Raw genomic sequence first — 18,408 nt, forward strand, 5'->3', positions numbered from 1 at the left:
CGTCCGGGGCGTTGTCCCGGCCGTGGCAGCCTCCCCCGACCCAAGCCCCCCCGTTGTTCGGGGCCCCCGAGGACTGCATCGCCGGGGACCCGCAAGTCCCGCCGATCCCGGGGGAGTGGCGGGCGCAGTGGCCGTTGCCGCACACCCGGGTCAGCGTGCCCGGGGACCACTGCACGATCGTTGCCGAGCACGCCGCCGAGGCTGCCGCGGCGATCCACACCTGGCTGGACCAAGCGCCGAACGAAGGACAGAGCTGAGCAATGGTTGCTGAACAGGAACTCGTCGGCTACCTCAAGCGCGTCACGGCGGAGCTGGCCGACACCCGCAACCAGTTGCGGGAAGCGCGCACCGCCGAGCCCATCGCGATCGTCGCGATGAGCTGCCGCCTACCCGGCGGGGTGAGCACGCCGGAGCAGCTGTGGCGGCTGGTCGACGAGGGCACCGACGCCATCGCGGGCTTCCCGGACGACCGCGGCTGGGATCTCGCCGCGGTGTACGACCCCAGCGCCGAGCGCCCCGGCACCAGCTACGTCAACGCCGGTGGCTTCCTGAACGAGGCGGCCGGCTTCGACGCCGAGTTCTTCGGCATCTCCCCGCGCGAGGCGGTCGCCATGGACCCGCAGCAGCGGCTGCTGCTCGAAGTCGCGTGGGAAGCCCTCGAACGCCTCGGCACCGGCCCGGCCGGGCTGCGCGGCAGCCGCACCGGGGTGTTCGTCGGCGGCGGGATGTCGGACTACACCGACCTGGCCCGCGCCGCGGGGGACACCGCCGGCTACCTGGCCACCGGTAACGCAGTGTCGGTGCTGGCCGGGCGCATCTCGTACGCCCTCGGGCTGGAGGGCCCCGCGTTCACCGTGGACACCGCCTGCTCATCCTCGCTGGTGGCGCTGCACCAGGCGTGCCACGCGCTGCGGCATGGCGAATGCACGCTGGCCTTGGCCGGCGGGGTGACCGTGATGAGCACCCCGACGGTGTTCCTGGAGTTCAGCAAGCAGCGCGGACTCGCCCCGGACGGGCGCTCCAAGTCGTTCTCGGCCGACGCCGACGGCACCAGCTGGGCCGAGGGCGCTGGCATGCTCGTGCTGGAACGCCTCAGCGACGCCCAGCACAACGGCCACCGGGTCCTCGCGGTGATCCGGGGCAGCGCGATCAACCAGGACGGCGCCTCCAACGGGCTGACCGCCCCCAGCGGCCCGGCCCAGCAGCGCGTCATCCGGCAGGCGCTGACCGACGCCCGCCTGTCGCCCGGCCAGGTCGACCTGGTCGAGGCGCACGGTACCGGCACCACGCTCGGCGACCCCGTCGAGGCGCAGGCGCTGCTGGCCACGTACGGCCAGGACCGCGCCTCGGACCGCCCGCTGTGGCTCGGCTCGGTCAAGTCCAACCTGGGCCACACCCAAGCCGCGGCCGGGGTTGCCGGGGTGATGAAGATGGTGCTCGCCCTGCAGCACCGGCTCATGCCCCGCACCCTGCACGTCAGCGAGCCCACCCCGCACGTCGACTGGTCGCAGGGCGCGGTGCAGCTACTCACCGACGCCCGCGACTGGCCCGCCCCCGGCGACGAACCCCGGCGCGCGGCGGTGTCCTCGTTCGGGTTCAGCGGCACCAACGCCCACGTGATCCTCGAAGAGGCACCCCAGGCTGCCGAGCCGGAGATCGAACCGTCGAGCGGTCCGGTGCCGTGGCTGGTGTCGGCGCGCTCGGCCGAGGCGCTGACCGCCCGGATCCGCCAGCTGACCGAGCTGGATGCCGACCCGGGTGAGGCGGCTGCCGCGCTGTGGCACCGGCGCAGCCCGTTCCCGCACCGCGCGGTGCTGACCGGTGCCGACGCGCCCATTGCTGGGATTGCCGACGCCGGTCGCCGGATCGTGTTCGTGTTCCCCGGCCAGGGCACCCAGTGGGAGGGCATGGCCCGGGGGCTGCTCGACGCCTCGCCGGTGTTCGCCGACAGCCTCGCCGGCTGCGCGGCCGTGCTCGACCCCCTCACCGGGTGGTCGCTGCTCGACGTGCTGACCGGCCAGCCGGGAACGCCGTCGCTGGAGCGGGTCGACGTGATCCAGCCGGTGCTGTTCGCTGTCAACGTTTCGCTGGCTCAGTTGTGGCGCTCGTACGGTGTGGAACCCGACGCGGTGCTGGGCCACTCGCAAGGCGAGATCGCGGCTGCCTACGTTGCCGGGGCGTTGAGTCTGGCCGATGCTGCTCGGGTTGTGGCCGTACGGTCGCGGGCGTTGCGGGTGTTGTCCGGCACCGGGGGCATGCTGTCGGTCGGCGCGGCGGAGCAGGAGGTCACCGGCTGGCTGGACGGCTACCCCGATCTGGCCGTGGCCGCCGTGAACGCCAGCGAGGCCACGATCGTGTCCGGGGACATCGACGAGCTGCGCCGCTTTGCCGCCGGACGCGAGGAGGCCGGTACGTACGTGCGGTGGATCCCGGTGGACTATGGCTCGCATTCCAGCCAGGTCGCCGAAATCGAGGCCACGCTGGCCGAGCAGTTGGCCGGGCTGCACCCGCTGGAAGCGTCGACTCCCATGTTCTCCACCGTGGATCTGGAGTGGGTCGAACCCGCGCGCCTGGACGCCGGGTACTGGTATCGCAACCTGCGTCAGACCGTCCTGTTCGCGCCTGCCCTGACCGCCCTCGCCGAGCAGGGCCACGACACGTTCCTGGAGATGTCCTCGCATCCCGTGCTGGCGAACGGGATCGTGGAAACGCTGGGCTCCGCGGTGGCGGCCGGCGGAACCCTGCGCCGCGACGACGGTGGCTGGGGTGCCTTCCTGCATGCCCTGGGCGCCGCGTGGGTGCGGGGTGTGAGCGTCGACTGGGCGTCGGTGCTGCCCGCCGACCGCGGCCGGGTTTGCTTGCCCACGTACCCGTTTCAGCGCCGCCGCTACTGGCCGGACGCGCCGCTGGGCGACACCCAGGTCACCGGTGCGGGTCTGACCGCGGCCGGGCACCGGATGCTGGCCGCGCTGGTCGTCTCGGCCGACGGTGATGCCCTGCAGTGCGCCGGTCGGCTGTCCACCGCGACCCACCCGTGGCTGGCCGAACACGTTGTCGGTTCCAAGGTTCTGGTTCCTGGCACCGCTTTCGCCGAGCTTGCCCTGCACGCTGCCACCCTCGCCGGGGCCCCACGCGTCGAGCAGCTCACGCTGAGTGCGCCGATGGAGCTCACCGATGGTCACGCCCGCCAGGTGCGGGTCACCGTCGGTGAGGCGGGTGACGACGGGCTGCGCGCGGTCGCGGTCTGGTCGCGCCTCGACGACGGCACCGACGCCCCCTGGACCCGGCACGCCGACGGAACCGCTGGCCCGCTCGTCCCGTCCGCCGACCCCGAGCTGCCGTCCTGGCCGCCCGCCGCAGAACCCATCAATACCGAAGACCTCCATTCCCGGTACGCCCACAACGCCCTCGACTACGGCCCGCTCTTCCAAGGCCTCAGCCGGGCCTGGTCGGACGGCACCGCAACCTACGCCGAGGTGAGCCTGCCCGGCGACACCGCTGTGGACGGCTTCGGCCTGCACCCGGCGCTGTTCGACGCCGCCCTGCACACCATCGCGCTGGACGCCTCCGGCGACGTGCTGATGCCCTTCCACTTCGAAGGCCTCACCCTGCACGCCGAGGGCGCGACCACCGCCCGCGTGCGGCTCACCCGCACCGGGGACACCACGTTCGCGCTCGCCCTGAGCGACCCGGCGGGCCGAGCGATCCTCACCGTCGACGCGCTGACCGTGCGATCCCCGGCCACCCCGCCCCCGAGTAACGCACCCGACGAGCTGTACCGGCCCGCCTGGCTGGCCCGCCCGGCGCTGGCCGCCGCCCCGGACACCGCCGCCGGCGACGTCATCCAGCGCTTCGACGGCACCCTTGAGGACGCACTCGCCCTGGTACAGAGCTGGCCGGAGGACGGGCCGCGGCTGGTGCTGCTGACCCGCTACGCGGTGGCGGCGGGCGACGGGGCCCGGCCGGTGAACCCGTACGCGGCGGCGGTGTGGGGTTTGCTGCGATCGGCGCAGTCCGAACGGCCGGGGCGCTTCGTGCTGGCCGACACCGAGGACGAGGGCCCGGTGCTGCGCTCGGCCCTGGCCTCGGGGGAGGAGCAGTTGGCCATCCGCGACGGGGTGCCGTACGTCTTCCGTCTCCTCCGCCCCGATCAGCGTGACGTCCTCACCCCGCCACACCAACCGGCCTGGCGCCTGGAGCTCAGCGAACCCGGCTCGTTCGACAACCTCGCGCTCGCTGCGATGAAAAGCGTTGCCCTCGAACCGGGTCAGGTCCGGGTGGCCGTGCGCGCCACCGGCCTGAATTTCCGCGACGCCATGATCGCGCTGGGCATGTACCCCGGCGGCGGCGTACCCGGCAGCGAGGCGGCCGGCGTGGTTGTCGAATGCGGCGCCGACGTCACCGGTTTTGTTCCCGGCGACCGCGTCTTCGGGCTGATGACCGGCTCGTTCGGCACCAGCGCGGTGGCCGATGCCCGCACGCTGGCCGCGATCCCGCCCGGCTGGACGTTCCCGCAGGCCGCCTCGGTGCCGGTGGTGTTCCTGACCGCCTACTACGCCCTGGTCGACCTGGCCCGCTTGCAGGCCGGTGAACGGGTGCTCGTGCACGCGGCGGCCGGTGGCGTCGGCATGGCCGCCGTCCAGGTGGCCCGGCACCTGGGCGCCGAGGTCTTCGGAACCGCCAGCCCGGGCAAGCAGGAAATGTTGCGGCGTAACGGTTTTGACGACGCGCACCTGGCGAACTCGCGGACCACCGAGTTCGCGCAGACGTTCCGCGACCGCCGTCTGGACGTGGTGCTGAACTCGCTGGCCGGGGACTTTGTCGACGCGTCGCTGGCGTTGTGCGGCGAGGGTGCCCGGTTCATCGAGATGGGCAAGACCGACATCCGTACCCCGCAGGGCGTGCAGTACCGGGCGTTCGACCTGGCCGAGGCGGGCCCGCAGCGCATCGGCGAGATGCTGGGTGAACTGCTGGCCCTGTTCGCCTCGGGAGCGCTGCACCTGCTGCCCTTGACCGTCCGCGACGTGCGCGAGGCGCCGGAAGCCTTCAGGTACGTGGCTCAGGCCCGCCACATCGGCAAGGTGGTGCTCAGCGTTCCGGCACCGATCGACCCGAACGGCACGGTGCTCATCACCGGCGGCACCGGCACGCTGGGCGGGCAGGTCGCGCGGCATCTGACCCAGCAGCACGGCGTGCGGAACCTGCTGCTGGTCAGCCGTCGAGGCGCGGACGCGCCGGGTGCGGACGTGCTGGCAAAGGAACTGGCCGAGCTGGGTGCGGACGTCACGGTCGCAGCGTGCGACGTGAGTGACCGTGATGCGGTACGCCGCCTGCTCGCCGCCATCCCCCAGGAGCGCGCCCTGACCGCCGTCGTCCACACCGCCGGCGTTCTCGATGACGCCACCATCGCCTCGCTCACCCCGCAGCGCCTGGCCCATGTCTTCGCCCCCAAGGCCGAGGCCGCCTGGGTGCTGCACGAGGAAACCGCTGGGCTGGATCTCGCCGCGTTCGTGCTGTTCTCCTCTGCCGCCGGCCTGATGGGCGCGCCGGGGCAGGGCAACTACGCGGCTGCCAACGCGTTCCTCGACGCCCTGGCCGCGTTGCGCCGCTCGCAGGGCCGGCCCGGGCTCTCGCTCGCATGGGGCTTCTGGGCCGAGGCCAGCGGCATGACCAGCCAGTTGGACGAGGCCGACCGGCGTCGCCTGCACCGCTCGGGGGTGCTGCCCCTACCCTCCGAGCGGGGGCTGGAGCTGTTCGACGCGGCGCTGGCGGCCGGCCATGACGGCGTGCTCGCCCCGGTCCGGCTGGACGTGGCCGCGCTGCGATCCCGCGACCATCTGCCCGCACTGTTCCAGGAACTCACCGGCCCGGTACGACGCCGGGCCGCCGCCACCGGTACGCCCGGAGGTGACTCCGGTCTGCGCGAGCGGCTGGCCACCATGGGCGAGACCCAACGCCACGAAGCTCTGCTGGCGCTGGTGCGCGGCGAGGCGGCTGCGGTGCTGGGCTATGCCGGGGCGGTCGACACCGATCAGTCGTTCCGTCAGCTCGGCGTGGATTCGCTGACCGCTGTCGAGCTGCGCAACCGATTGCGCCGGGCCACCGGGCTGGAGCTGCCGGTGTCGCTGGTTTTCGACAACCCCACCCCGCGGGCGCTGGCCGAGCGGCTCGGCACCGACCTGGCTCCGGCCGGCAACGGCGCCGGCGCAGGGATCGAGCAGGACGTCGACCGGTTGGCCGCCCGCATCGAGGCGCTGCCCGCCGGCGATGCGCTGCGCGCCGGGCTGGCGGCCCGGTTGCAGGCGCTGGCTCGGATGCTCGGACCGGGCGCCGAGGCGTCCGACGACCTGGACGCGGCCGAGGATGACGAGATCTTCGACCTCATCGACCGGGAATTCGGCGACGCGTAGACGGCGGTGAGGGGCCCGCGCGTCACAGCGCGCGGGCCACCTCGTCGGTCACGTCGTCGCGAGTGCGTGCGGCGCAGTCGATGCGCACCACCGGCACCGAGGTGGCGAGCCAGGTCAGCACCCGGTCATAGGCGGTGGCGATGGCGGTGAGCGCGCCGGCCGACTCGTGCAGCTCCGCGGCCGGGGTGCGGCCCTTGATGCGGACCAGGGCTTCCTCGACCGGCAGATCGAGCAGCACCACCCGCTGCGGGGCGGGCACCGGGAAGAGCCGGGTCAGCTCGGCCAGTAGCTGCGGCAGGGCTAGCGCGGCCAGATCGAGCAGCCGCAGTCCGAGCGCCCAGACGTCGTCACCGCCGGTGCACTCGGTCAGCCACGTGCGTACCGTGGTTGCGGTTTCCTCCGGCTGGCCCGCCCACCATTGCGCGGCGTCGGTTCCGGGGTCGGCGGTGTCGCGCATCCGGGCGTACAGCGGCAGATAGACCATCGGGTCGACCAGCGGATGCCGATCGGCGACCACGGTCCGTGCCCCGGCCCGGGCGGCCTGCTCCTGCGGCGGGTACAGGCACAACTGCAGGTACAGCGTCGCAATCTTGAGCGGGGCGCGGCCGAGGCGGTCGGCCACGGCGGAGGCGGCAGCCAAATGCCGCGACAGCGCGGCGTACGGGCTCAGCGGGTCCTCATGCGCCCGGATGGCGTGCACGACCGCCACCCCGTCGCGTTCGCGCAGCCGTGCCGCCACCGTGCTCTTGCCGCTGCCGTCGATGCCGGTCAGCACCACGCTCACGCGATCTCCCACAAGTGGAACGCCGAGGTCAGCAGGGCGGGCAGGAACGCCAGCTCGCGGTGCACGTGCGCCGTCGCGTACAGCTGGAAGCGCGTCAGGATCGCCTTCTGCAGCGCCAGCCGGTAGCCCTGGTGCCAGTCCGTGGCGGCAACCAGGGCGGCGGCCTCGGAGGAGGCGGCAGCGACGGCTTCGCGGTGCACGCGCAAGTGATGCTCCACCTGCGCCGCCGTGGCCTGCGGGCCCAGCGTGAAGGCGAGCAACTCGGCGACGTCACGCTGGGGGACGTCGATGGTCGCGAGCTCCCAGTCGTACGCGATGACACGCTCGCCCGGCACCACGACGTTGCGCGGGTTGAAGTCGTTATGGACCACCGTCTGCGGCATGGCCGCGAGTTCGGACTCCCAGAAGTCCACGCTGGCAGCCATCTCCAGCACCGCCTTGTGGCGCTCACCGCCGGCCAGCGCGGGCAGCTCGGCGGCGTTGTAACGGGCCAGCGCCTCCCACAGCTCGCGCGCCTCGACCAGCGTCCGGGTGCCCGTCTCGCGGTGCAGCCAGCCCTCGGCCAGCACCTGCTCGTCGCAGCCCAGCCAGCGCCCGTGCACCGCACCGATCGCTCGCAACGCCCGGTCGATGCGCGCGGCATCCCAGCTACCACCGGGCGTGGCAAAGCGTTCCATCAGGATGACGTACGCCTCGCGCCGGTCGTCCTCGATGATGCCGTACGCCCGGGGCAGCAACCGGGTCAGCTCCGGCTCGTCACGGCGATAGACGGCCAGCTCCCGCCGATGTGTGCCGGCGAAGTCGCTGCGCGCCCCCCAGCGTTGCCACGCCTGCGCCAGCTCCGGCCCGCACAGCGAGGTGATCATGCCAATGCCGCTGATCACCTCGTCGCCGCGCGGCTTGACCTTGGCCACCAGATCGGTGGTGGTCCCGGTGCCAGTGCCGGGGCGCCAGCGCACCCGCATCGGGTGCAGGCCGGTGAGTTTGCGGCGCTCGCCGAGTTCGCCGAGCTCGCTGGCAATGCCCTCACCGCGTAGCTGGGTGCCGAGCCGCACCGACTGCACCACCAGTGCGGGATCGCCGGCCCGCTCGGCCATCGGTGGCTGCAGCAACTCGGCGTTGAGGTCGGCGGCCAGCAGCCACTCGACGGCCCGGGCCCGGCCCAGGCGGCGGTGCGCGTCGGCGAACTGCCCGCCGGCCATGGCCGCGATCGTGGACAGATCCAGCGCCAGCGCGAACCCGGCCACGATCTCGGCGAAGCGCCGCAGACCGCCCTCGCCCGCGCAGCCCAGCACCGTCAGCCATTCGCGCTGGTGGGGTAGTACGGTGCCGCCACCGACCGTACCGATGACCAGGTTGGGCAGCAGGATCGTGGCGCGCAGCCCGGAACCGTCGGGTTCCAGCGACAGGATCGAGGCGCCCGACTCGTGCACGCTGGCGATGTCCTGCCCGGTGGCCACGAACAGCGCCGCAATGATGTTGGCGGCGTTGACCCCGTAGCCGGTCATCCCGGCCTGCTGACCGCCGAGCAGGGCCGCGTGGTGGCGGCGCAGCACGGTTTCCGGCTCGCATTTGAGCACCGAGCGCACCACCTCGGCGGTCAGGCGGCACTCCGCGGTGACCCGGGTGCCGCGCCCGGCCAGCATCGACACCGCGCTGACCTTTTTGTCGCTGCTCATGTTGCCTTCGAGCATGGTGGCCACCGGGCGCAACCGGTCGTCGTCGCGCAGCGTGGACTCGATCCACCGGCAGATCTGCCAGGTCGCGGCGGTAGTCATGTTCTGCCCGGCCGCATCCGCGGTCTCGAACACCACGCGCAGATGCAGGAACCGCCCGATCTGGTACGGATCCAGCTCCACCAGCCGCGCATGCCGGGACACCAGCCGTACCTGGGTTTCCAGGTCCTCGCGGTGCTCCTGCACCCAGGCGGTGAAATCGACAGCCCGCGCGATGCCGTCGAACTCGAACACCGGCGCGCGGGCCATGCGCTGCGACAGCACCCGGGTGACCACCCCGCCGGACTCGCTGACCGCTCGCGCACCGCGGCCCGCCGACGCGATCAGCGCACCCTCCGTGGTGGCCAGCGGTGCGACGATCTCGCCGACCGCGGTGTCACCGGTGAACAGCAGCGGCCCGGCCAGCCCGACCGGGATCTCCACCGAGCCGGTGAAGTTCTCGATGTTGCCGGTCAGCGCCTGCGCGTCGAGCGAGGTGCGCCCGGCCACCGCGAGCGGCAGTCCGGTGCGATCCCGCAGCCAGCCCAGGCGGCGTTGCCGGGCCTCCTCGGTGTACAGGCCCCGGCCCGGGACGACGCCGCTCATCCCGCAACCTCCACCGTGATCCTGTGCCACCGGCAGGCGGCGGGCAGCGCAACGGTCAGCATGGGTGCCCCCTTCGGCATTTCGAGGTCAACATCGCGTACAGGCGCAGCCGGCTGGGATCGCGGGTGTCCTGGCTGATCCGTGGCTGCACACCATGCGCCACCATCGGGTCGAGCAGCGCATGGTGCCGGCGTCCGGCGAGTTCGCCGTGGTGTTCGATGCGCACGGTGTCGCCCGGTCCGACCAGCCCGCGCAGGGCAGCCTCGGCGAACGCGTGATGCACGTGCACGAGATAGGCGGCAGCGGACACGCCGTCCGTGGCGATCTCGGCGCGGACCTGCACCCCGGTGGCCGCGCCGGGTAGCCGCACGACGATCGGTGGTGCGCCGCACCAAGGGACCGGTCCGGGGCCCTCGAAGGTGCGCAGCATCCGCGACATGGTGCGCCGCTCGCCGTCTGGGCCGGGTCCGTACCAGGCGAGTTTGCCGTCGGCGCTGCGCAGCGCGGACGGGAACCGCCCGGCGAGGCTGCTGGGGTTGCCGGCCAGGAAGGCGGTTCGGGTGAACGCTCGCGTCCAGGTGCCGGCGTCGGGTTCGGACAGGGCCTGCACGAAGGCGACCACGCCGGGCACCAGTTGCTGCGGGGTGTAGTCCTCGACCACCACGCTCGCGCCGAACCCGCCACCGGCCTGATCACCGACGGCCTCCACGCGGGCGAGCGCGCCGGCGACGAGCAACTCCTGAAAGTCGGTCACAGGAAGATCTCCCGCAGTTCGGGGGGCAGGCCGCGGACCCGGCGGCCGAGCAGCGATACGGTGAGGCGGTGCGGGTCGGCGTACCCGCCGGGATGGTCCGGGACGGTGCCGGGCTTGAACTCGCCGGGCTCTTGGGCCAGGATGCGAGCCGCCCGCCCGACGCACCGGCGCAACAGGTCCAGCCGGAAGTCCTGCGCCGAGACACGGTCGAGCAGACCGACGAAATACAACCGCATGCCCAGCCGGTACGCCGCCACGTCCGCCGATCCGGGGGTCGCTGCCAGATCGCCCAAGGTGACCCCGCCCCAGCCGCCCAGCTTGCTCGACTGCGCCTTACCCGCGACCTGAACCCGGCTCAGCGCGAGCCGGGCCACGCTCGCGCCGAACACGGTCAGCACCCGGTCGAGCAGCAGATAATCGGCGTGCAAGCCGTTGTCGTGCACCAGCAGGAAACGCCGGCCGGGCCGGATCGCCGGCAGCAGCTCCCGCAGGATCGGCAGCAGGTAGTTGGCGTGCCCGTCGGCCCCGATCAGTTGGCGCACGGGCAGACCCCAGCGGGTGCCGTCGACCAGCACCGGCCCGCCGAACCGGCGGTGGTCCACGAGCAGCCGCCGTTCGTGCAGCAGCGCCAGCGCGGTGCCGGCGTCGCTGGCCAGCGGTCGCGCCGTGGTCAGCCCGGGATCGGTCACGTGCAGGTGGGCCATCTGCGCGCGCCACAACTCCAGCAGCCGCCGGCTCGCCGGGTGGATCCACGCCCGTGACTCCACCCGCTCGAAGTACGGATCCAGCTCGCGCGCCGTCATCGCCGGGCGGCCCTGGTGGAAGGCGACGTAGCGCAGGCCGATCGCCGCCTCGCTTTCGCGGCTCCAGTCGGTTTCCGGCTCGGCGACGTCCAGATGCCGCCAGAACGCGGTGGTCTGCGTGGTCAGGTGGGCCATCCGCGGGTTCCACACCAGCCGGGTGCTGATCCGCTGGCGGCTGGCCTTGACCAACACGTCCGTCCAGAGCAGACCCTTGAGGTGTGTCGGGGTGAGCGGTTTCGTGGGGGTGATCGTCACCGGCGCCACCACGAGCTCGTCGGGGTACGCCGTCACGGCCGCCACTCGCCGGCTGCGACGAGAGCACCGGCGTGACGCGCAGCGCGTAAACCTTCGGCGGCGGCCCGTACGGCGTTCAGCTGCTCGGCCCCGGCGGCACCCCCGGCCGCCAGGAACGGGATCGCGGCCGTTCGCAGCAGCTGCGCCACGCCCGGCTCGGGTTCCTGCCCGGTGGCGAGCACCACGTGGTCCGCCCGGATCAGCCGGTCCTGCCCGTCAGCGCCGATGACCTGCACACCCTCGGCGACGATCCGCCGGTACTGCACCCCGGTCAGCATCTCGACCCCGGCCGCGCGCAGCTCCGCCAGCACCACCCAGCGCGTCGACGCGCCGACGCCCTGGCCGATCCGGCCGCCGCGGCGCATCAGGGTCACCGCCACCGGCCCCGGACCCGGCGGGGGCCACCCGGACGGGAAGCCGGTGGTGAGGGGGCGCGCGGTCAGCAGGTGGGCGACGTCAAGGGCGATGCCACCGCCGCCGATGATGACCACCCGGGGTCCCAGGGCGCCCGGGTCGGCGAACACCTGCGGGTAGTCGAACACGTGGGGCAGGTCCAGGCCGGGCAGCTCGGGGCGCCGGGGTCGCACGCCGGTGGTGAGCAGCACGCCGTCGTACGAGGCCAGCTCGCCCAGGTCACCCGGACCGACCCGGTGCCCGAGCCGCAGGGCGACGCCCAGGGTGCTCAGTTCACGGACGCGGCGTCGCACCGTCTCGCCGAACGCGGACTTGCCCGGTACGGCGGCGGCGAGGCGGAACTGGCCGCCTGGTTCGGGCGCGGCTTCGTACACGGTGACGTCATGGCCTTGACGAGCCAGTTCCCGCGCCGCTTCCAGCCCGGCCGGTCCCGCGCCGATCACCGCATACCGGCCGGCGCGGGCGGCCCTGACCACAGGGAACTCGAGTTCGTAGCCGGCGCGGGGGTTCACCAGGCAGGACACCGTCTCGGTGCCGAACGATCGGTCGATGCACGCCTCGTTGCAGGCGATGCACAGCTCCACCGACCCGGCAGCCCCGGCGCGCGACTTCGCCACGATCGCCGGGTCGGCCAGGAACGGGCGGGCCAGCGCCACGAAGTCCACATCCCCGGCAGCGAGTTCCGCGTCGGCCCGGTCGAGCTGGTCGAAGCGGTTCGCGGCGATCACCGCCACCTTGCCGTGCCCGCCCGCGCGCAGGGCCTGCTTGACCGATCGGGCCCGCCCCGCCCACGCCCCGGCGGGCACCTGGGCCTGCACCGTCGGTACGGCCGACTCGTGCCAGCCGACCCCGACGGCGAGCGCGTCCACCCCGGCCCCGGCCAGCGCGACGGCCAGCGCCGCCACCTCGTCGTCCGGGGTGCCACCGGCGACCAGGTCGGCACCGGACATCCTGAACAGCACCGGGAACTCGGCGCCCACCGCCGCGCGTACCGCCTGCAGCACGGCCACCGGGAACCGCCGTCGCCGCTCGGCGTCACCGCCCCACGCGTCGTCGCGCAGGTTCGTCAGCGGCGCGGTGAACTGGTTGATCAGGTAACCCTCCGAACCCATGATCTCGACGGCGTCGCAGCCGAGGTCGCGGGCGATCACCGCGGCGCGGGCGAAGTCACCGACCGTCTCGGTGATCTGCTCCGCGCTCAACTCCCGCGGCGTCGAGCGGGCGAACCGGCTCGGCACCGCGGACGGGGCCACGCTCGTCTGGACGCCGGGCACGCCGGGCAGCGCGTACCGCCCGGCGTGGAACAGCTGGACCGCCAGCCGGCCACCGGCGGCGTGCACCTGCTCCACGACTCGGCGCACGGCAACCCGGGTGGCGTCGGCGCTGATCACGCCGTACCCGGGACCGCCTGCGCCCTGCGCGCTGACCGCGACGCCGCCGGTGACGATCAGCGCGGCGCCCCCGCGGGCCCGCTCGGCATAGAACGCGGCCAGCGCAGCACCGTCGTCATCGCGTTGCTCCAGGTTGAGGTGCATGGCGCCCATGACGATGCGGTGCGCCAGCCGCAGGGTGCCGATGGTGCCGGGCCGGAAGACGTGCGTGAGCAACGTGCTAGGCCCGCTGCGGCTGACGGGTGGGCCGCGGCGGCAGCACCAGCTCGGGGCCGGCGTCGGCGAAGAACGGCGGGGCCACCACGCTCAGCCCGCCGTCCACGACGATGGTCTGCCCGGTGATGTAGGCCGCGCCCTGACCCAGCAGGAAGGTGACCGTCTCGGCGACCTCACCCGCGCTGCCGGCCCGCCGCGCCGGAATCCGCTCCAGCACGCTCTCGATCGGCGGCATGCCCTTGACGTCGTAGAAGTAGTCCAGCGAGTCGGATTCGATCAGCCCGCCGTTCACCGCGTTGACGTTGATGCCGTACGGCGCGAACTCCACGGCCATGTAGCGCACCCACGCCTCGATCGCGGCCTTCATCGCGCCCAGCGTCGCGTACGTCGGGTACGCGCGGATCGAGCCGTACGAGCTCATCGCCACGATCCGGCCACCGGCGTCCATCAGCTTGACGGCTTCCTGCGCGCCCAGGATGAACGGGCGCAGGTTCATCGCGTACGAGCGGTCGAGATGGTGCGGACCCAGGTCGACGATGTTCTTGAACGCGCTGGCGGCCGCGTTGGACACGAAGTTGTCGATCCGGCCGTACTCCCCGGCCACGGTGTCGAACAGCGTGGCCACACCCTCGACGGTTTCCATGTCGGCCTGCACCGCGATGCCGTGCCCGCCGGCCATGGCCACCTCGGCGACGACCTTCTCGGCGAGGTCGGAGTTGCGCTTGTAGTTGACCACCACGTTGTGCCCGCGCGCGCCCAGGCGGACCGCGATGGCCCGCCCGATGCCCCGCGAGGCCCCGGTGATGACGGTGATCTGTCGCTGCTCGGACATGGGCTGATCTCCTTCGAGGCTCATCGGCCCGGTGCCGGGCTCGGGGTGGTGCGCAGCAGCTCCCGGAAGACAACCGTCTTCTGGATCTCGTTGGTGCCTTCCTCGAAGCGCTGCGCCCGGGCGTCGCGGTAGACCCGCTCGATGGGTTGCGACTTCCAGTAACCCAGCCCGCCGTGCACCTGCAGGGCCTTGTCGGTCACGGCGGTCAGCATCGTGACGGCGTGCATCTTGGCCATCGAGGACTGCATGGACGCGTCGGCGGCGCCCTGCTCGAAGCGTCGCGCGGCGTGCAGCACGAGCTGGCGGGCGGCCTCGATGTCGGCGGCGTTCTCGGCGAGCATGAACTGGATGGCCTGCCGCTCGGTGAGCGACTTGCCGAACGTGACCCGGGTGCGGGCGTACTCGATGGCCAGCTCCTGCGCCCGCGTGGCCAGCCCGACGCAGCTCATCGCCACGGAGATGCGCGAGGGGGTGAGGAAGCCACCGAGGAACACGGCCAGCCCGTCGCCCTCGGCGCCGAGGCGGTTGGCTACCGGCACCGGGGTGCGGTTGAAGGTGAGCGTGGCGTGGTCGGTGCCCACCACGCCCATCGTGTTCGAGGTGTCCTGCACGGTGATGCCTTCGGCGTGGCGTGGCACCAGCAGCGCCACCGTGCCGTCCTTGCCGCTGCTGCCCTCAAGGCGGGCGGCCAGCAGGTAGTAGTCGCAGCGCACGCCGAAGGTGATCAGATGCTTGCGGCCGGACAGGAAGTAGGTGTCACCCTCGCGCACCACGGAGGTGGTGATGTCGGCGCCGGTGCCGTTGCCCGGCTCGGTCAGCGTGAACGCGATCTTGATGTCGCCGGTGATCGACGGGATGACGAAACGCTTGCGCTGCTCGTCGTCGGCGTGGCCGTCCATCGAGCGCCAGATGCCGTTGACGACGTGCACGATCATCCGTACCGAGCCGTGCGAGCGGGAGAAGATCTCCATCAGCTGCATCCAGCGGGTGAAGCCCAGGCCCAGGCCGCCGTACTCGATCGGCGCGGCCATCCGCAGGAAGCCGTGATCGTTGAGCTCGACCCAGAGCTCCTCGGGCGCCTCGCCGGTGGCCTCGATGTGCTCGGCCCAGTGCTCGCCCGGCCCGCGCACCCACAGCTCGACCCGGGACCGGAGCTCGGTGAACTGCTGCTCATCCATCAATGTCGATCGCCTTCTCTGCTGTCGTACGGCTGTTCACCGGCCGCAGGTCCGCGGCCACCACGCGAAGCTTGAACTTCTGCACCTTGCCGATCGGGTTGCGCGGCAACGCCTCGATCGCCTCCAGCCGCTCCGGCCAGTACTGCTTGGCCATCCGCCGGCCGTCCAGGTACTCCTGCATCTGCGCGAACGTCAGCTCGGCGCCCTCGCGCAGCACCACGAACGCGCACGCCCGCTCGCCCAGCCGCTCGTCGGGCATGGCCACGATCGCCACGTCGGCCACCGCCGGGTGCTCGAACAGCAACTGCTCGGCCTCGGCCACCGGGATCTTCTCGCCGCCGCGGTTGATGACGTCCTTGACCCGGCCGGTGATCCGCAGATAGCCGTGCTCGTCGAGGGTGGCCAGATCGCCGGTGCGGTAGAAGCCGTCGGGGGTGAACGCCTCCCCGGTCAGGCCGGGGCGGTCCAGGTAGCCGCCGAACATGGTCCCCGAGCGCAGCTCGAAGTTGCCCTCGACGCCGGGCGGCTGGGCGCGGCCCTCATCGTCGACGATGCGCAGCTCCACCCCGTCCAGGGCGCGCCCGTCGGTGCCCCAGCGTTGCGCCGGTTCGCTGTCCGGCGTGGCCAGCGCTCCCAGGCACGTCTCGGTGGTGCCGAACGCGCCGCACACCGCGGTGTCCAGCACCCGGGTGGCCCGCTCGGCCAGCGTGCGGGGCACCGTCGCGCCGGTGGCCACGAAGATGCGCAGATGCTCGGGTACGTCACCGCTCTGCTCGACGGCTTCCACCAGGTCACTCAGGAACGGCGTGGCCGCCTGCACGAACGTCGCCCGGTGCTCGTTGAGCGAGCGCAGCGCCCGCTTGGCATTCCACTCCGACTGCAGGATCTGCGGTACACCGAGCACCAGGGCCAGCACCATGCCGTACAGGAAGCCGGTCTGGTGGGCCAGCGGCGAGGGCACCCAGATGGCGTCGTCGGGACCCAGGCCCAGGAAACGGATCTCCATCGCGGCGGCCCGGACCAGGTTGTGCGAGGGCTGCAGCACGCCCTTGGGTTCGCCGGTGGTGCCCGAGGTGAACAGTAGCTGGGCGTGGAGGTCGGGGGTGGGGTTCTGCTCGTCGAGCACGGCCCGGTCGGCAACGGTTCCGGTCAGCGCCTGGTCCCAGTCGTGCACGGCCAGCCCGGAGGTATCGGGGAGTTCGGCCGTACCGTCTGCTTCGGACAGCACGACCAGGTGCCGCAACCCGGCGCGATCCTGCTCGCTCAGCCCTGCCACTTCCTGCGCGGGCCGGCGGTTGCGGTAGCGGTCGGCCACGACCAGCACCTGAGCCCGGGCCCGGCCCAGCACGAAGGCGATCTCGCGCTCGCGGAAGAACGGCATGATCGGGCAGCACACCGCACCGATGCGCAACGCGGCCAGCGACAGCACCACGAACTCGATGCGGTTGGGCAGTTGGTAGGCCACGTTGTCACCGCGGCGCACGCCCAGGCGCAGCAGCATCGCAGCCGCCCGATCCACCCGGTCCTGCAGACCACCCCAGGTCACAACCAGATCGGAATCCCGCCGTACGTCCACAACTGCGACCTCATCGGCCCGCTCCTGAGCCCGCCGTCGCAGCCACTGCGGCAACGTCACCCGCGAAACGTCCTCCGATTCCCTGCCCGGCACCGACATCTCGGCCCCCACCCCGTTCACCGCGTCCAGGAACCCCGGGTACGAGATCCGGTAAGCCCGCGGGTACGTGAGCGTGGACCCGCCGTCGGCCCGGGTCGCCGCGATCGCCAGCGACATCAGCACCCGGTGGTCGTTGTACGAGCGCAGCCGCGCCGCCCGCAGCCGATCGACCCCGCGGATGCGCAGCTCGTTGCCGCTCAGCTCGACCTGAGCGCCCATGGCGTTGAGCTGCACCATCGCCGCGGCCCGATCCGACTCCTTGAGCCGGGTGTGCGCGACGTTGCCGAACACCGATTCCCCGTCGGCGAACGCCGCCATGGCCGACAGGATCGGCAGCATGTCGGGCATGTCCCGCAGATCCCAGTCGATGGCGCGCAGCCGCGGCGCGTCCTGGCGGATCAGCGTGCCGCCCCCGGTGACCCGCATCGGTACGCCCATGGCCCGCGCCGCGTCGAGGAAATGGAACTCGGGGTGGTCCGCGGCACTTCCGTCGAGGCTGGTGAGCCCGCGCAGCAGCACCTCGCTGGGGTGCAGCGCGGCCAGCGCCACCCCGAACGCGGCCGAGCCGATGTCCGGCGGCAGGCTCAGGTCGACCGGACGGGCCTGCTGGTCCGGCTCCACGTCGAAGCGGCGCCAGTCGGCGGAAACGGTTACCTGCAGGCCGAACTGGCGCATCATGGCCACGGTCAGCTCGAGATAGGTGCGCTCGTTGAGCTCACCCTCGACCTCGATGGTGCTGGGTCCGGTGGCGAACGGCGCGAGCAGGATCAGCCCGGAGATCCACTGCGACAGCGTGCCCGGGATCTTCACGTGCCCGCCGGCCGGGCGGGCGCCGGCGATGTGCACGGGCGGGCAGTTGTCGGCCGACTGCAACTCGACGCCCATCTGCTTGAGCGCGCGCAGCAGCGGCTCGACCGGGCGGCGGCGGAAGTACTTCTGACCGGTGACGGTGACCGGACGGTCGGCCAGTGAGGCCAGCCCGAGCATGAAGTACAGCGTGGTGCCGGAGCTGCCGGCCGAGACCGACGCGCGGCGGGGCCGGTAGCGTCCGCCGAGGCCGTGCACCTCGTACGCGTTGCCGCGGCGGGTGATGGTCACGCCCAGACCGCGCAGCAGTTGCACGGTGTAGTGCACGTGCCGCGCGTCGCAGTGCCCGCGGATGGTGCTGACGCCCTCGGCCAGCGAGGCGAGAATGAGTGCCCGGTGGGCGTGGTATTTCGAAGTCGGGACGTCGATTTCACCGGTCACCCGATGGCCTATCCCGTTGACGAGAAGATGCATTGAGCCTGCTTTCTCTCCAGGTCGGGAATCCGTTGGATTAGTTCACCGCGCGACT

The 18,408-nt window shown here is 72.3% G+C and carries 9 protein-coding genes and 1 pseudogene; 2 read left to right on the forward strand and 8 right to left on the reverse strand.

The window, feature by feature from the left end; all coding sequences use genetic code 11:
- A partial coding sequence (locus tag TFC3_RS37920) for a hypothetical protein (protein WP_236718074.1) occupies positions 1-257 on the forward strand: 257 nt, incomplete at its 5' end.
- 3 nt (positions 258-260) lie between these two features.
- Positions 261-6,410: pseudogene (locus tag TFC3_RS11250) on the forward strand (SDR family NAD(P)-dependent oxidoreductase); the annotation flags it as partial.
- A 22-nt stretch (positions 6,411-6,432) separates the two neighbouring features.
- Here the strand turns inward: TFC3_RS11250 and TFC3_RS11255 are convergent.
- Genes TFC3_RS11255 through aroA form a run of 8 tightly spaced genes read right to left on the reverse strand, consistent with a single transcriptional unit; the run spans position 6,433 to position 18,353 of the window.
- Positions 6,433-7,194, reverse strand: coding sequence for a hypothetical protein (locus TFC3_RS11255; RefSeq protein ID WP_153040188.1), 762 nt, complete (start codon positions 7,192-7,194; stop codon positions 6,433-6,435).
- Positions 7,191-9,515, reverse strand: coding sequence for a phosphotransferase (locus tag TFC3_RS11260; RefSeq protein WP_067498987.1), 2,325 nt, complete (start codon positions 9,513-9,515; stop codon positions 7,191-7,193). Before TFC3_RS11260 ends, TFC3_RS11255 begins: the two co-directional genes overlap by 4 nt.
- A gap of 55 nt (positions 9,516-9,570) precedes the next feature.
- The gene (locus TFC3_RS11265; RefSeq protein ID WP_067498989.1) at positions 9,571-10,269 is read right to left on the reverse strand and encodes a DUF6182 family protein; all 699 of its coding nucleotides are present in this window, start codon (positions 10,267-10,269) and stop codon (positions 9,571-9,573) included.
- Positions 10,266-11,363 carry a hypothetical protein gene (locus TFC3_RS11270; protein ID WP_067506430.1) on the reverse strand — a complete coding sequence of 366 codons (1,098 nt, stop codon included), beginning with the start codon at positions 11,361-11,363 and terminating at the stop codon, positions 10,266-10,268. Before TFC3_RS11270 ends, TFC3_RS11265 begins: the two co-directional genes overlap by 4 nt.
- Positions 11,360-13,387 carry an FAD-dependent oxidoreductase gene (locus tag TFC3_RS11275; protein WP_067498991.1) on the reverse strand — a complete coding sequence of 676 codons (2,028 nt, stop codon included), beginning with the start codon at positions 13,385-13,387 and terminating at the stop codon, positions 11,360-11,362. The genes TFC3_RS11270 and TFC3_RS11275 overlap by 4 nt, the downstream gene beginning before the upstream one ends.
- Positions 13,388-13,391: 4 nt before the next feature.
- On the reverse strand, positions 13,392-14,219 hold the full coding sequence (locus tag TFC3_RS11280) for an SDR family oxidoreductase (RefSeq protein ID WP_201787142.1): 828 nt from the start codon (positions 14,217-14,219) through the stop codon (positions 13,392-13,394).
- 20 nt (positions 14,220-14,239) lie between these two features.
- Positions 14,240-15,397: an acyl-CoA dehydrogenase family protein gene (locus tag TFC3_RS11285; RefSeq protein ID WP_067498994.1), complete on the reverse strand. Its 1,158-nt coding sequence runs from the start codon at positions 15,395-15,397 to the stop codon at positions 14,240-14,242.
- The gene (aroA, locus tag TFC3_RS11290) at positions 15,390-18,353 is read right to left on the reverse strand and encodes a 3-phosphoshikimate 1-carboxyvinyltransferase (RefSeq protein ID WP_067498996.1); all 2,964 of its coding nucleotides are present in this window, start codon (positions 18,351-18,353) and stop codon (positions 15,390-15,392) included. Before aroA ends, TFC3_RS11285 begins: the two co-directional genes overlap by 8 nt.
- Positions 18,354-18,408 lie beyond the last annotated feature (55 nt).

The sequence above is a fragment of the Actinoplanes sp. TFC3 genome, from assembly GCF_001553785.1.
GTDB lineage: Bacteria > Actinomycetota > Actinomycetes > Mycobacteriales > Micromonosporaceae > Actinoplanes.